General features: G+C 56.8%; 10 protein-coding genes and 1 pseudogene. 2 read left to right on the top strand and 9 right to left on the bottom strand.

Annotated elements, in window-relative coordinates; translation table 11 throughout:
- Window positions 1–58: 58 nt before the first annotated feature.
- The gene (locus MUN86_RS23600; RefSeq protein ID WP_245126162.1) at window positions 59–1,291 is read right to left on the bottom strand and encodes an NADP-dependent isocitrate dehydrogenase; all 1,233 of its coding nucleotides are present in this window, start codon (window positions 1,289–1,291) and stop codon (window positions 59–61) included.
- A 334-nt stretch (window positions 1,292–1,625) separates the two neighbouring features.
- Between MUN86_RS23600 and MUN86_RS23595 the strand changes: the two genes are divergently transcribed.
- Complete coding sequence (locus tag MUN86_RS23595) at window positions 1,626–2,189, top strand: GNAT family N-acetyltransferase (RefSeq protein WP_245126160.1); 564 nt, start codon at window positions 1,626–1,628, stop codon at window positions 2,187–2,189.
- Between the two features lie 100 nt (window positions 2,190–2,289).
- Here the strand turns inward: MUN86_RS23595 and MUN86_RS23590 are convergent, their stop codons facing one another.
- Window positions 2,290–3,732 (bottom strand): amidohydrolase family protein, encoded by a 1,443-nt coding sequence (locus tag MUN86_RS23590; protein ID WP_245126158.1) that lies wholly within the window; start codon window positions 3,730–3,732, stop codon window positions 2,290–2,292.
- A gap of 212 nt (window positions 3,733–3,944) precedes the next feature.
- On the bottom strand, window positions 3,945–4,313 hold the full coding sequence (locus MUN86_RS23585; RefSeq protein ID WP_245126156.1) for a DoxX family protein: 369 nt from the start codon (window positions 4,311–4,313) through the stop codon (window positions 3,945–3,947).
- Window positions 4,314–4,630: 317 nt separating this feature from the next.
- On the opposite strand from MUN86_RS23585, the gene MUN86_RS23580 reads away from it, so the two are divergent.
- Entirely contained in the window at window positions 4,631–5,224 is a 594-nt protein-coding gene (locus MUN86_RS23580) for a DUF4202 domain-containing protein (protein ID WP_245126154.1), read from the top strand.
- Here the strand turns inward: MUN86_RS23580 and cobA are convergent.
- From cobA to nirB, 6 genes and pseudogenes are all read right to left on the bottom strand, one after another.
- On the bottom strand, window positions 5,181–5,969 hold the full coding sequence (gene cobA / locus MUN86_RS23575) for a uroporphyrinogen-III C-methyltransferase (RefSeq protein WP_245126152.1): 789 nt from the start codon (window positions 5,967–5,969) through the stop codon (window positions 5,181–5,183). The genes MUN86_RS23580 and cobA overlap by 44 nt on opposite strands.
- A gap of 25 nt (window positions 5,970–5,994) precedes the next feature.
- Window positions 5,995–7,485: a rubredoxin gene (locus MUN86_RS23570; RefSeq protein WP_245126150.1), complete on the bottom strand. Its 1,491-nt coding sequence runs from the start codon at window positions 7,483–7,485 to the stop codon at window positions 5,995–5,997.
- Between the two features lie 40 nt (window positions 7,486–7,525).
- On the bottom strand, window positions 7,526–11,041 hold the full coding sequence (locus MUN86_RS23565; protein ID WP_245126148.1) for a nitrate reductase: 3,516 nt from the start codon (window positions 11,039–11,041) through the stop codon (window positions 7,526–7,528).
- Between the two features lie 37 nt (window positions 11,042–11,078).
- Window positions 11,079–12,398: an MFS transporter gene (locus MUN86_RS23560; protein WP_245126146.1), complete on the bottom strand. Its 1,320-nt coding sequence runs from the start codon at window positions 12,396–12,398 to the stop codon at window positions 11,079–11,081.
- Between the two features lie 48 nt (window positions 12,399–12,446).
- A complete protein-coding gene (nirD, locus tag MUN86_RS23555) occupies window positions 12,447–12,797 on the bottom strand; it encodes a nitrite reductase small subunit NirD (RefSeq protein WP_245126144.1) in 351 nt (116 codons plus the stop codon).
- A gap of 152 nt (window positions 12,798–12,949) precedes the next feature.
- Window positions 12,950–15,447: pseudogene (gene nirB, locus MUN86_RS23550) on the bottom strand (nitrite reductase large subunit NirB).
- Window positions 15,448–15,584 lie beyond the last annotated feature (137 nt).

Below are 15,584 nucleotides of genomic sequence, written 5' to 3'. Positions count from 1 at the left end.
GAAAAACAAAAGAGCCCGTCCGGTAACCGGACGGGCTCTTTTGTTTCAAGCACAAAGCTTACTGGCCTAGCTTGGCTTTCAGGTTTTGGTCTAGCGCCTCCAGGAACTCCTCGGTGTAGAGGTAGTCGCGGCCGTGCTCCACTTTGTTGCCGTGGATGCAAACGGCGAGGTCCTTGGTCATCTTGCCGCTTTCTACGGTTTCGATGCACACTTGCTCTAGCGCGGTGCAGAAGTCGATGAGCTCCTGGTTACCATCAAGCTTGCCACGGAACTCCAAGCCCCGAGTCCAGGCGAAGATGCTGGCGATGGGGTTGGTAGACGTGGGCTTGCCTTTCTGGTGGTCGCGGTAGTGGCGCGTTACGGTGCCGTGGGCGGCTTCGGCTTCCATCACGGTGCCGTCGGGCGTCACCAGCGTGGACGTCATCAAGCCGAGCGAGCCAAAACCTTGAGCCACCGTATCGCTTTGCACGTCGCCATCATAGTTTTTGCAAGCCCACACAAAGTTGCCATTCCACTTCAGGGCCGAAGCCACCATGTCGTCGATGAGACGGTGCTCGTAGGTGATGCCGGCGGCGCTGAATTTCTCGGTGTAGTCCTGCTCGTAAATCTCTTGGAAAATGTCCTTGAAACGACCATCGTACTTTTTCAGGATGGTGTTCTTGGTGCTCAGGTACAAGGGCCAGCCTTTCATCAGGGCCTGATTGAAGCAAGCGTGCGCAAAGCCCCGGATAGACTCGTCGGTGTTGTACATGGCCAGCGCCACGCCGTCACCTTTGAAGTTGAACACTTCAAACGACTGCGTTTCGCCCCCATCTTCGGGCTGGAAGGTAATGGTGAGCTTGCCTTTGCCTTTGGTTACGAAATCGGTGGCGCGGTACTGGTCGCCGAAGGCGTGACGACCGATGCAGATCGGCGCCGTCCAGTTGGGTACCAAACGGGGCACATTGCTCGTCACGATGGGCTCGCGGAAAACGGTGCCGTCGAGAATGTTGCGGATGGTGCCGTTAGGCGACTTCCACATCTGCTTCAGGCCAAACTCGGCCACACGCTCTTCGTCGGGGGTAATAGTAGCGCACTTAATGCCGACGCCATACTGCTTGATGGCGTTGGCAGCATCAATGGTCACCTGGTCGTTGGTTTCGTCCCGGTACTCGATGCCGAGGTCGTAGTATTTGATATCCAGCTCCAAATACGGCAGGATCAGCTTGTCCTTGATGAACTTCCAAATGATGCGCGTCATTTCGTCGCCATCCAACTCTACTACGGGGTTTGCTACGTTGATTTTGGCCATTATCTGTGGTTGGGCTTGGTAGTTTGTTGCGGTGACACTAGGCTTTGTGAGACAGATTTGCGTGCTTCCCTCCTAGCCGACGAGAGCACGCAAAGGCTTTTTGCCCGCGCCAAAGTATATAATAATCCTCGTTATAGCTGGCACCCAAGCCTACATTAGCCAGGATCTACTTGGCAGTCAAGCCCCTTGAGGAGAACTTACCTACTGAACTTTATGGGCCGAGGTCTTCCTTTGCGGCTGCCGCCCGCGGCCTTGCTTCTTTTCAAAGAAGCTCTAGCTCGGCTGTTTGCAGCCTCATTGGTCTACCTTGCTTTGCTTCACTGATTTTTCACCCATGCAAATTCATTTAACTGAAACCGACCAAGACCTACGCGACATCTTGGCTTTGCAAAAGCAAAACCACGTCAGCCAAGTATCGGCCGATGTGCAGGCGCGGGAAGGATTTGTGACATTGCAATACACACTGGCCGAGTTACAGCAGCTCCACGCCGCGGCGCCGAGTATCATAGCCCGGGCCGATGGACGCCTAGTCGGCTATGCGCTAGCGGCTATGCCTGCTGTTCGGGGTCTTGTACCGCCCCTCGACGAGTTGTTTACCATGGCCGAAACGTTGCCCTACCACGGCCGTTCGTTGGCCGACCATCCGTATTACCTAATGGGGCAGATATGCGTTGCGGAAGGCTACCGAGGCGTGGGATTGTTCGATCAGCTTTATCAGGCCCACCGTGCCGCTTATAGCTCTCAGTACCAATTACTCGTGACGGACATTGCGGCTCGCAATACCCGTTCCCTCCGTGCCCACCAGCGGGTTGGGTTTCAAGCTCTGCACCGCTTTCTTGATCCAGTATCGGAGCAGGAATGGGTGGTAGTAGGGTGGGACTGGCAACCCGGCCAATAACACCAAATAACTCGCTCGTTTTACTAAAAGCAAAAGGCAAGACGTCGTCTTGCTTACGACATCGCCTTGCCTTCCTTCATAGCGCTAAGGTGCACAGCCGCTAATTCAAGCCTACTTTGCCTTTCATGGACTCAAAGAGTTTAGCTGAGTCAAAGCCTACGCCTTTCTTAAATACCAGGCTCATCTTCCGCACCTGCGCGATATTCTGCTCCGGGTCTCCGTCAATCACAACCAAGTCGGCTTGTTTACCTGCTTCAATAGAGCCAATTTCCCGGTCGCGGCCTAAGTACTTAGCTCCGTTGAGGGTGCTGATTTTGATGGCTTCCACGGCCGTGAAACCGGCTTCAACCAGCAACTCCAGCTGCCGCCGGTTGGCATAGCCTGCCACCGTACGGCCGGCACCGGTAGGGTCAGTACCGGCTACGAGTAGGCCACCGGCATCATGAAATTGCTTTTCCCATGCCAGCTCTTTCATAAACAACCGCGTGCTGGCCGTGTCTTTGCCCTGGTTTTGCTGCCAGGTGGTATTCTCCCGTTCCTGCAACTGCGGAATCAAAGCTTCTAAGCCGCCTCCAAGCACAACTTCACGACCGGTATATGGCTCGAACACCGGCAGCGTAGACGTAAGCGCCACGCGCTTGGCAATCAGCAGACTGATAAGACTTTTCATTTGGGGGCTGTTAACCGGCAAGTCCAGCAGGCTCTTACGAGCGGCGGGATAATCGGCAACGTCCACCTGTTTGTTGGCGGCGAAATCGGAGCTGGCCATAAAGCCGTGTTCGAGGTTGTCGATACCGAGTTCGGCTGCTTCCTTATACGTGATGGCGCACAAGTGCCCGGTTACCTTGAGTTGGCGGGCGTGGGCTTCCCGCAACACGGCCGTCAGGTCGGCGCGGGTGGCGTGCATGTACATTTTGAACGAACGGCAGCCTTTGTTGGCCCAAAAAATGGTGGCAGCAGCAGCTTCCTCGGGGCCTTTGATTGTGTTCAGGGCCGGAATATCGAGGGCGGGCTCTTCGATGTAGGGAGCCGTGATTTCCATGTCCGGACCAATCAGCTTGCCTTCTTCGATCATGCGCTTCACCGCCAAATCGGTTTGCGGTTCAATACTTCCCGCCGTGCGGATGGTAGTAGCCCCGCCCGCCAGATACAGCCGGGGAAATGAGTACGGCATTTGGGCAATGTTGAAATAGCCCCCCACCGGCATCGTGTAATACAAGTGCTCGTGTAGCATGACCAACCCCGGAATCAGGGTTTTACCGGTGCAGTTGATCACCTGCGCACCAGCTGGCACTTTCACTTTTTTGGTGGCTCCTACCTGCGTGATGCGCCCTTGCTCGATGAGGACGGTTTGGTGGAGCTGCGCCGGCCGGCCAGTACCATCGATAATTTTGGCGTCAGTTAAGGCAATGGGTCCGCCGCTTTGCACCTTAATGAATGGTTGCACTTGCGGCGTGAACTGCTGCGCGTGGCCTGGCAGCACCGAAGCCAACAGAAACGAGCAAACGCTAAGGGAAAGCAACCGGGGAGTAGCAAGTGTCATAAGGAAGTTGAGAGCAGTTAACTTCCTAAGTATACGACATCCGGCCGATGTGGCTAGACCAGCCCCAATAAGGCACAAGATAGGTCCCCACCAGCCGGTAGTCAGCCTGGTGTGCTTGCTACAGCGCTCAAGAGGGGAGCTGCCACATCTGCTAATACGCCTTCCGGCTTGGTACCCGTTTCAGCACCAAGCCAGAAGGCATATTCCACTCACTAAGCTGTTGCGGCAACCGGCCGACGCAACCACAGAATAACTAGCAGCAATGCCAGCAAAACCAACGCCGGCGCCCCGTTGGCAATGCCACCGGGAATCACGGTAGCATGCACCACAACGGCGCCTATCATTATAATTACCAAGCCCATAGCAGCCAAACGAGTGAAGCGTGGTATCAGTAGGCCAATACCGCCGAGCAGTTCAGCCACGCTAATGACGTAAGCCATTGCACCTGGCAGGCCGATGCTGCTGAACATACCCACCGTACCGGGTAGGTCGGTTAGTTTCTTGATGCCAAACCCAATGAAGGCGAGGCCAACTAATCCTTGCAGAACCCAAGCAATGATGTTACGCGTGGAAGAAGACATAAAATAGGGAGTTGGGTTAAAAGAAGACTTTTAGAGTCAGCCAGTTAGGGGCTGTTTGCTGTTAGCAAATATGTCGACTTACCGGTTTATTTTGGCTAGCAGTTTACCGAAGGATACCGGTATACTTGAGGATACCGATCTACTTGATACTCACGGCGAAACGCTCGACCATCGGCTACTGCGCTTAGTCCTCATTGCAATCCGTAAACTTGCTTTGCATCTGCTTGCGGTTTGCTGACTACCTTGGCTTGTCTGCTAAAGCCATCGGCTAACGATAAAGTAGGCCTTGTTGAAACTTGGTGTTGCCAGATACCTGTATGCATTCGTCCTCTACTCGCTTTCATAAGGCGCTCGAAAAATTCGACGCGGCCAACGCCGAAGATCCAAACCAGGACACCGATTCCGATGGCCGCTCATGGCCCAAGGAATTGCTGTATGGCCACCGGATGAGTGCCTGCCTAACTCGCGTAGCGCCCGAGGCGCCCGAGGCCGTGCACCTAGCCGCCCGTTGCCAGCATATCCGCCGCTGGACCATCCCACGGCAGGATTTTCCTATGGATCGGGCTGGTTACCATAAATGGCGCAATACCCTCAAGAAATATCACGCGGAAATAGCCGGCCAGCTATTAGCCGAGGTGGGATATGATGACGCTACAATTACCCGTGTGCAGGCGCTATTGCAAAAGCAGCAACTCACCCGCGACGCCGACGTGCAATTGCTGGAAGACGTCATTTGCCTCGTGTTTCTGGAATACTACTTCGTTGACTTCGCCCGTCAGCATCCCGAAGAGAAAGTCATAGATATTGTCCAGAAAACGTGGGCGAAAATGACGCCTAGAGGCCATGAGCTTGCCTTGCAATTGCCTTTCACCGACGCTGCCCAAGCTCTGTTAACAAAGGCTCTAGCATAACCACCTTGTCGTTGGCCGTTAGATCGTGCCCCAAAGCCACGACCCCGCCAATAACAATCAGCGCCGGGTAGGTGATGCCGTGGCTTGCAACTAAGGTTGGCAGTTGCCCAACTCGCCCCACGGCGAGCTTGCGGTGAGGCAAGGAAACGTGCTGCACAACAGCAGCCGGCGTATCTCCCCGACCCATTTCGCAGTACGTAGCGGCAATTTCCGCGGCTTTGTTCAACCCCATGTAAACAACGACGGTAGAATTGCTTTGCATGGCCAGCCGCAGGTCTGCCGAAAGAGTGCCGTCCTTCTTTGTACCCGTTAGCATCCAAACACCCTCGCTGACAACGCGGTGCGTAAGCGGAATGTCTTCGTAGCCTAGGGCCTGCATGCTGGAAATGCCCGGTATATAATGCGTAGCAATGCCATGGGCGCGGGCAAATAGCACCTCTTCGAAACCGCGGCCAAACACGAATGGGTCGCCGCCTTTCAACCGAACAACCCGGCCACGGGCTAGCGCCTTTTCTAAGATCAGCTCATGAATGGTTTCTTGAGGCGTGTACTCCCCGTACGGCTTTTTGCCTACATAAATGCATTCGCAGGCAGCTGGAGCCAAGGCCAGCAGCTCCTGGTTGGCTAGGTTGTCGTAGAGAATAACGGCTGCGGTTTGCAGCACCTTGTAGGCTTTGAGCGTGAGCAACTCCGGGTCGCCGGGGCCCGCTCCTACCACATACAACTCGGGCACAACTTCGGCCATAGCATCAAGTAAATAGCAAAACGCTCTAGTTTGAATTCATGACCCCGACTGCGGTTGGTTCTTCCCAAAACTCGAATTCAGCGGCCGGCGCCTCACAAGTCGGGCAGTGATAGTCGGGCAGCTCTTCCCAATGCGTACCAGCCGCTATTCCCTGAGCCGGGTCCCCGTAAGCAACATCGTACACGGTAAGGCACCGGCGGCAGCGTGGCAACAAGGCAGCCGGTACCTCCGCTTTTTCGACTGGTGCCGTAGAGTTTTCGCTAACCAATTCTTGAGAATTAGCCCCGGCTTGCTCATAGAACAGATGGCACAACTCGGCCAAGTACCACCCTAGCCGGTCGCGGCGCACATGCTGGCGAAACAGGACAAAATCACGCGAATTGGGATTGAAGTCGCGCGTGTGCAGGATTTCGTACTGCTCGGTGCTGCGCCCTTGCTGCGTACGGACGACGATGGAGCCGAAAAGGCCGGTTTGGGGCTGCGTTTTGATGGCGAAGCACAATTGATAAGTGCGCACATCCTCGTCGTTGAGGTAGCGGACGAGTTCGTGCTTGAGAGCCAATCCCGCGGGGCAGTGGTCTTCCACTTGCCAGTTCAGTTCGTTGGCTGCGTGCCGCACATTCACGCGGTGGCGGCAGAGCACGGCATCCCACAGGGCACGGTCAGTAGGCGCAATACCCTTCACCACCAACGACTTCCACGGCGTTGTGCAAAGCTGTCCCACACGCGTCTGCAAACACACCCGGCACAGATCCTGCAAAAAGGCCACCGTAAATAGCTCGTTGCGCCGGTAAATGCCGAGCCATACTTGTTGCCCACTGCGGTTAAAGCCTTCATAATAGGGCAGCATGAAAGCAGGCAGCACCAACGGCCCGGCCACGAGCCGCTGGCCCAATGGCTGCACGGCACTTACCAGCGCGTGCAGTTGCTCTCCCGCAGTAGTTGGCTGGCCGGCAAACTGAGTGGTATTGGCGAGCAGCACGCGTTCCACGGCCGCACTTATCACCGGCACGTCTTCGGAGTATATCAAATGCGGCCACGCGTACAGGTGGCCCGTGCGGGGAAAGCGTACGTACAGATGCCAATAGTTGCTAGTATCGGCGGCAATGAAATTGAGATGACCCGTGAAAAGTGGCACGAAGGTCTGGCGGCTGTCGACCAGATTGATCTTCAGCCGGGGCCGATAATCAAACAAGTCCAAGATGTCTTTGTAAACCCCCTCTCGCAACCAGGCCGCATTGTAAAACACGTCCTCGCCCACGTAGGAACTGACGATGTTAGGATGCAACTCTGGTTCGGTTTCGGCCAGCACACCTGCAGCATTTAGCGCCTGCAACAGGGCTTTGCGCTGTGGCTTCTCGACTGCCAGCAACATTTGTTGCCGATGCCCAAGTTGCACGTGTTCAATTCCCGCGGCTTCGGCCGCAGTCAGAACGGCCAGCAAGTCGCCCGCCGGCACAATGCCCCCTGGCAGATTCACGGCAATGACGGAGGGTAAGGAATCAGTTGCGCTCATAAAGTGTCAGGCAGAAATCCACCCTGAGAAATGCGGCTTATCAACCTGCGACGGGAGCTAGCACGGCTAGTTCAGTGGCTAGAATTTGTTGGACTTCGGGCCGGCACGAGCCACAGCCCGTACCGGCGCCCGTGGTGGCACAGAGTTCCTTGAGCGTATCGCAGCCAGCGGCTATGGCTTGGCGCAGGTTGTCGGCGCCCACGTTATTGCAACTACACACCAGTTTGCCGAGCACGGGGGCGGCTGTCCGGCCGCTGCGTAGCAGTTGCAGGCGTTTGTCACTAAGTTCGGTTTTATTGGCTATCAGCTCCCGAAACTCTTGGAACTCACTTTTATCACCAATCAGAATGGCGCCCACAAGCCGGTCCTGATGGATGATGCACTTCTTGTAGTAGCGTTGCGCCTTGTCGATGAACACGATTTCTTCGTAGTGCACCGGATCGGGGCACTCGGGCAGGCCGATACTGCACAAGTCGAAGCCATGAATTTTGATGATGTTCATGAACGTACTGCCTTGGTAGCGGCTGCTTACGTCGCCGCTGAGGTAGCGCGCCACTACGGCGGCCTGTTGCTCGGCCGCGGCCGTGATACCGTAGAGCACGCCCTGAAACTCGGCAATTTCACCAAGGGCGTACACGCTCGGGTCGCTGGTCTGCAACCGCTCGTTCACTACCACTCCTCGCCGGCACTCTAGGCCGCACTCCCGAGCCAGCTCCAGGTTGGGCACCGTCCCGATGGCCAGAATCAGGGCGTCGCACTCCAAGCGGCGGCCACTTTTCAAGCCCACGCCCGTGAGGCGGGAGCGGCCGTAGTACAACTCAACCTCGTCGTTGAAGTACAGATCACACCCTTGGTCCAGCATTTCCTCTTGCAGCATCTGGCTACCCAAAGGGTCGAGCTGGCGGTCCAGGAAGCGAGAAATCCGCTGGATGATGGACACTTTGGTGCCTACCTCACGCAGCGAAGCCGCCATTTCCAGCCCGAGCAGGCCCCCGCCTACTATCACTACATGGGACTCCCGGGCAGGCAAGTGGTTTATGAAATCATCGGCGTCGGTGCGGCTGCGCATGGTGAAGATGCCGGGCAGCGAGGGCACGTTGCGGGGCACGGCCGCGCGGCTGCCGGTGGCCAGTAGCAGCACGTCGTAGGGAGTGCGCTGGCCGCGCGAGTCTATTACGTACTTCTCGGCTCGGTTCACGTGCTCCACGCTCACCCCGCGCCGTAAGCTGATGTTGTAAGTGGGCTCTTCGTCGTCCCGCATTTTCACCAGCTGTGCCCAATCCTGATGCCCGCTGATGTAGTCGGGCAGCATCACGCGGTTGTAGAACGGAAAGTCCTCTTTGCTGAAGATGGTGATGTCGTCTTCCTGATTCAGCTCGCGGTACGACTTCACAAAGCCATAAGCTCCGGCCCCGGCTCCTACTACCACAATGCGCTGCTTGGGCTTGCGGTACTTTTCGAGCTGTACCGCGCAGAATTTAAAGTCCGGTTCCTTGGAAACGGGGTCCACCGCCCCTGAAGTGACGTTGTTGGCGCGGTGCAGGTCCGAACCTAGGATTTTCCCCCAATGCATGGGCAAAAACACCACTCCCGGCCGGATGTTTGTCGTCAGGCGAGCCGCTACTCGCACACTACCTCGCCTCGACTCCACCGTCACCAGGTCGCCTTCCCCTACTTCCAAGGATGCTGCGTCTTGCGGATTCAGTTCCAGAAAAGCCTGCGGCGTGTGCTGCTTCAACTTACTGACCTTGCCTGTTTTGGTCATCGTGTGCCACTGGTCCCGGATGCGGCCGGTGGTCAAAATGAACGGGTACGTTTCGTCGGGCACTTCGCTGCGGAACACGGCTGCCACCGGATGAATCTTGGCCCGGCCCGAAGCCGTGTAGAACCGCTGGTCGGTGAAGAGCCGGGGCGTATCGGGCGTTGCTTGCTCGGCGCGGTAAGGCCATTGCACCGAACCCCGCTCGCGCAGGATGCGGTAGTTGAGCCCGGTAATATCAAGGGTGGTGCCGGTGGTGAGGCGAGTATGCTCCTGGTAAATGGCCTCGGTGTTTGCATAGTCGAAGCCGGCAAAACCCATGGCCCGTGCGAAACGGCAGATGATTTCGGCATCGGATAGCGCCTGACCGGGGGCGTCCACCACTTTCGGTAGGTAGCTGATGCGCCGTTCCGAGTTGGTCATGGTGCCTTCTTTCTCGGCCCAAGCGGCGGCGGGTAGCACCACGTCGGCGTAAGCCAAGGTTTCGGGCTTATTACTGATGTCCTGCACCACCACGAATTTCGCTTTGGCCAGCGCCGCTTCGGCCTGCCGCACATTGGGCAAGCTGGTCAGCGGATTGGTGCAGATAATCCAGATGGCTTTGAGGCGGCCGTCTTCTAGGGCTTCAAACATCTCGGTGGCTGTGAAACCGGGCTTGTCGGCTAAGGGGCCGCTGCCCCAGAACTGCTGCACTTCGGCCCGATGCGCGGGGTTGGCAAGGTTGCGGTGAGCCGGTAGCAAGTTGGAGAGGCCCCCCACTTCGCGGCCGCCCATGGCGTTGGGCTGTCCCGTTAGAGAAAGCGGCCCCGCGCCCGGCTTGCCAATCTGCCCGGTAATGAGGTGCAGGTTCAGCAAACTCAAATTCTTGTCGACGCCCACTACGCTCTGGTTGAGGCCCATCGTCCACATCGAGAGAAAACCCTGCGCCGCCCCGATGTAGCGGGCTACTAGCCGAATATCCGCCTCTGATACCCCGCACAGTTGCGCCGCTTCGGCCACTGTCCGCTCGAACACGAGGCGTTGGTATTCCTCGAAACCTTCGGCGTGTTGTTCGATGAAAGCTAAGTCGATGTCGCCGTTTTCAATCAAGGCTCGCCCCAACGCTTGGTTCAGCACCACGTCGGTGCCCGGAATCAGTTGCAAGTGTACATCAGCCAGGGTGCAGGTGTCCGTCACGCGCGGGTCCACTACAATGATTTTGGTGGCCAGGTTGGTGGCTTTGTGGGCCTCCACGCGCCGCCACAAAATGGGGTGGCACCAGGCCGGGTTGGCACCGGTTACCAGCAAACAGTCTGCTAGTTCGATGTCGTCGTAGCACACCGGCACGCTGTCTTCGCCCAAAGCCATCTTGTAGCCTACCACTGCGCTGCTCATGCACAGGCGCGAATTAGTATCGAGGTTGTTGCTGCCGATGAAGCCCTTCATCAGCTTGTTGATGACGTAGTACTCTTCGGTTAGGCACTGCCCGGAGGCGTAGAAAGCCACCGACTCGGGGCCGTACTGCTGAATGAACGTCTTGAACACCGCGGCCGTGCGCGCCAGGGCGTCGTCCCAGCTTATTTGCTGCAACGGGCGACTTTTGCTGTAGCGCATTTGCGGGTACAGCAGCCGGTCGGTGCGGTCATTGACGGTGTATTGCAGGTTGAGGCCCTTGCTACACAAGGCACCGCGGTTGACGGGGTAGTCGGGGTTGCCTGTTACAGATACGTCGCCGTTCTTTCCCGGCTTGACCAGCACCCCGCAGCCTACACCACAATAGCAGCACACAGAAGGAATAGCAGCGGAAGGCAAAGACATAGGCACGTAGTTTATCTTTCAGATTTCAAGCGCCCCACTAGGCGCGAGCCAACGTGAGCGACTCGGGAGCAACTTCGCCGATTTCTTTGCGCACGAGCCGCACTAGCAGCACTAATCCGCCCACCGCGGCCACACCTAACCCGATGTAGAGAAAGGCCGTGCTGTAGCTGATAGCCGAAGATTTGAACAGGAAGCCAACCAGCATGGCACCTAGATTGCCGCCCGCGCCCACCACACCACTCACACTGCCCATGGCTTTCTTATTGACGAACGGCACGATAGAGTACGTGCAGCCATTGGCCATTTTCAGGAATAAGGCAAACAGTAGCATGGCGGCAATGGCCAGTGGCAAGCTCGGCGCCACCGCAAACAACACAATACCAAATCCTTCGAGAATGAGCAGTCCGCTCAGCAGCAGCCATTTGCCCTTGAGGCCATAAGTCCGCCCCATCCGGTCGCTGACCCAGCCACCTAGGCCGCGGGCAAAGATGTTCATGAAGCCGAAGATGCCCGCTAGCATACCTGCTAGCACAAGAGTCGCCCCGAAGTGGTCGACGAAGTACACGGCGGCCACGTTGTCGATGGTGATTTCAATGCCGAAGCAGGCGCCATAGGCCAGGGCCAGCACCCAGGTGCGGTAGTCGCGCAAAGCCAGCAGAAACGTACCCTTAGGCTTTTCGGCAGTGGCCGTACGCTGAATGTCGGCGTAATTACCGCGCGGCGTGTCGGTGGTGTATTTGTAGTACAGCCAGGCCATCACCAGCAGCACCACACCCGGCACCACCATAGCCAAGCGCCAGGAATTAGCTTCATCGATGTAACCCAACGACACGAAAGCGGCAGCCACCAGTGGCATGGCCATGTTGGCAATACCACCGCCAAGGTTGCCCCAGCCGCCGGCTACGGCATTGGCCGTGCCCACCACGTTGGGCGCAAACATCATGGAGGTGTGAAACTGCGTGATAACGAAGGACGCTCCGATGATGCCAATGGCTAGGCGGAACAGCAGAAAGCTTTCGTAGCTGTTGCTCAAGCCAATGAGCATCACTGGAAAAGCGCCCACTACCAATAGCAGCGTGTACGCCAGGCGTGGGCCCAATGTGTCGCAGAGCTTGCCCATGATCAAGCGCGCCAGAATGGTGGCCGACACCGACGCAATGACAATGTTCCCGACCTGCCCTTTATCGAGGTGTAGCTGCTCTCGCACCAATGGCATCAACGGCGCAATCCCAAACCACCCGAAAAAGCAAAAGAAGAACGTAAGCCAGGTTAGGTGGAACGTGCGCATCTGCACGCCCTTTGCGGCGAAGATGTTGAGGTGGCTGAGGGGCTGCTGATTGGCAAGCGGAGCATCCATGAGCAAGAAATTAGGTACCGGTTAAATCAAATCCGTCAACTTGTAGGCTTAGGCCCAGCCGATGTAAACTACCCCGTCCTCGACCTTGATCGGGTAGGTTTGAATGCTACACTCGTCGCCATTCAGGCATTCACCCGTGAGCAACGAAAAGGTGCGCTTATGAAACGGGCAGGCCACTTTCGGCTCACAGGCTTCGCCAGTGCTGCCAATCATACCGCGGGCCAACGCCATCTGCTGCTTGTGCGGACACAGGTTTTGGGTGGCGTACCACTCGCCACGACGGGCAAAGTTGAAAATGGCAACCTGCTGGCCTTCCACCAGGGCACAGGCGCCTCCATCGGCTGGTATATCCGTGGTTTTGCACACGGGCAGCCATTCTACGTCGACAATAGTTTCCATAGTATTTTGCCTGTTAAGGAGTTAAGAGTTTTGCTAGCAATGCCTGCTTTGCCCTGCCACTTGGCCGGATTACTCGGTTAAGTGCCGGGCCGCGCCTACGAGGGCGCCGCCATATCTGCTGAATCGACTTGGTTTTGGTTAAGCGAGAGGCGCTACCACGCCTTGACTATCTTTTGCCCCCGCACAGGTTCAAACTCCATGGTGGGGTCTTTCAGCTTCGGGGCATTCACGAAGTGGGTGAATTGCTTGCGCAACTCCGGATTTTCCACCACTTCTTTCCACTCACAGTGGTAGTTCTGGATAAGCAGTGCCATTTCGGCTTCTAGGTCGGCGCAGATACCGAGGCTGTCGTTGAGCACCACGTTTTTGAGATAGGCCAGGCCGCCATCCATCTTGTTGAGCCAGGTGGCAGTGCGCATGAGCGGGTCGGCGGTTTTGATGTAAAACATCAGGAACCGGTCCAGGTACTTGATTAGGGTTTCCTTGTCGATGTCGGTGGCGAGCAATTGGGCGTGCTGCGGCTTGGAGCCGCCGTTGCCACACACGTACAGGTTCCAACCTTTTTCGGTGGCGATAATGCCGAAGTCTTTGGCTTGGGCCTCGGCGCATTCGCGTACGCAGCCGCTCACGCCACTTTTCAGCTTGTGGGGCGAGCGGATACCCTTGTAGCGATTCTCGATTTCAATGGCCAGGGATACGCTGTCGTGCAAGCCAAACCGGCACCACGTACTGCCTACGCAGCTTTTCACGGTGCGCAACGACTTGCCGTAAGCGTGCCCGCTCTCGAAGCCCGCATTGATGAGTTCTTCCCAGATATCAGGCAAGTCACTCACGTGGGCCCCGAACATGTCGATGCGCTGGCCGCCCGTAATCTTGGTGTAGAGCCCATACTTGTGGGCCACTCGCCCAATCACCATCAGTTGCTCGGGCGTCACTTCTCCGCCCGCAATGCGCGGCACCACCGAGTAGCTGCCCCCTTTCTGAATGTTGGCTAGGTACCGGTCGTTGGTGTCTTGAATGGTGTTTTGCTTGACAATCAAATCATTCCACAAACCCGACAAGATGCTGCCAATAGCCGGCTTGCAGGTTTCGCAACCGTCGCCTTTGCCGAAGTGGTCGAGGGCCGCGTCGTAGGTACGGATGTCGTTGATTTTCAATAAGTCGAACAGTTCTTGGCGCGAGTAGTCGAAATGCTCGCACAGCACGTTCTTGATGTAAGCGCCCTGCGCGGTGAGGGTCCCGTTTATTAAATCCTTGATCATGGGCACGCAACCGCCGCAGCCGGTACCGGCCTTGTTACACTTCTTCATGCCGTCCACTGACGTCACGTTCAGTTCGGTTACGGCGGTGCAGATAGCGCCTTTGGTTACAGCCTCGCACGAACACACCAGCGCTTCCTCGGGCAAACTCATCACGCCCGCGCCATCGTTGGCTTCGCCCCGCGGGCTCCTAAAATCAGGTCTTCGGGGTGCGGCGGCAGCACGATTTTGTTGTTCACCGTTTGCAGCAGTATGTTGTACGCCTCAGCATCACCGATGAGTACGCCTCCGAGCAGGTACTTGCCATCGGGGCTGATGTTGATGCGCTTGTAAACGCCGTTGTGTGCATCCTCGAACACGATGGAACGGCTGTGCGGCTCGGCGATGAATGGGTCGCCGAAGCTAGCCACGTCCACGCCAATCAGTTTGAGCTTACTGCTCATGTCATAACCGGTGAAAGCGCGGGCACCTTTCGTGAGCTGGCTAGCTACTACATCGGCCATGTCGTAGCCGGGGGCTACTAGGCCGTAAATCATGCCGCTGTGAAGCGCGCACTCGCCGATGGCGAAAATGCGTGGGTCGCAGGTTTGCATTTCATCGTTGACCACGATGCCGCCGCGCATGCCCACTTCCAAACCCGCTAGTTTGGCTAGCTCGTCGCGGGGGCGAATACCGGCCGAAATCACCAGCATATCCACCTCTAAAATAGACCCGTCGCCGAAGTGCAGCGAATCAATCTTGCTTTCCCCACCGATACTGGAAGTGGCTTTGCTCAGGTGAATCTGCAAACCCAAGGCTTCAAGCTTGGTTTGTAGCATCTGGCTACCGGCGGCGTCTATTTGCCGGGGCATTAGCCGGGGAGCAAATTCTATTACGTGCGTTTCGGGCACGCCTAAATCCAACAGGGCTTTGGCAGCTTCTAGGCCTAGCAAACCACCACCGAGCACGGCTCCGCTGCGGGCAGTGGCGGCGCAAGCTTTGATTTGCTCTAGGTCTTCGATGGTGCGGTACACCATTACTCCTTCTTTCTCCACGCCCGGAATGTCGGGCACGAAAGCCGACGAGCCGGTAGCCAGCACCAAGTAATCGTAGGGCTGCACCAGGCCGCTGCGCGAATGTACGGTTTGGTTGGCGCGGTTTATTTCCTGAATTGCTTCGCCTAGATGCAGCGTGATGCCGTGTTCGTGGTACCACTGCAACGGCGCCATCAGCAAGTCGTCGGCCGTTTTGCCGCCGAAGTACTCGCTCAGGTGCACCCGGTCGTAGGCCACGCGAGGCTCTTCGCCGAAGACAACCAGATTGAAGGCAGTGGTTTTAGCGAGTAGCTTCTCACAAAACTTGTAGCCAACCATGCCATTGCCAATTACAACGACGGTGGGAAGGTGCTGCATTACCATATGCCCTTGCGGTTAGGAATTCATAATGAAATCAGATTAAAGGGTGGGCGGGAAGATTAATTGAGGTGGCAAGCACACGAATTCGAAAAAGCTCGATAGGGCAAATACCCCTTATAATTCGTAGTGCTTTG

Source organism: Hymenobacter volaticus (assembly GCF_022921055.1).
GTDB classification, from domain to species: domain Bacteria; phylum Bacteroidota; class Bacteroidia; order Cytophagales; family Hymenobacteraceae; genus Hymenobacter; species Hymenobacter volaticus.
Note: the sequence above shows the minus strand (reverse complement) of the source record. Positions and strands in the feature narration are given on the sequence as shown.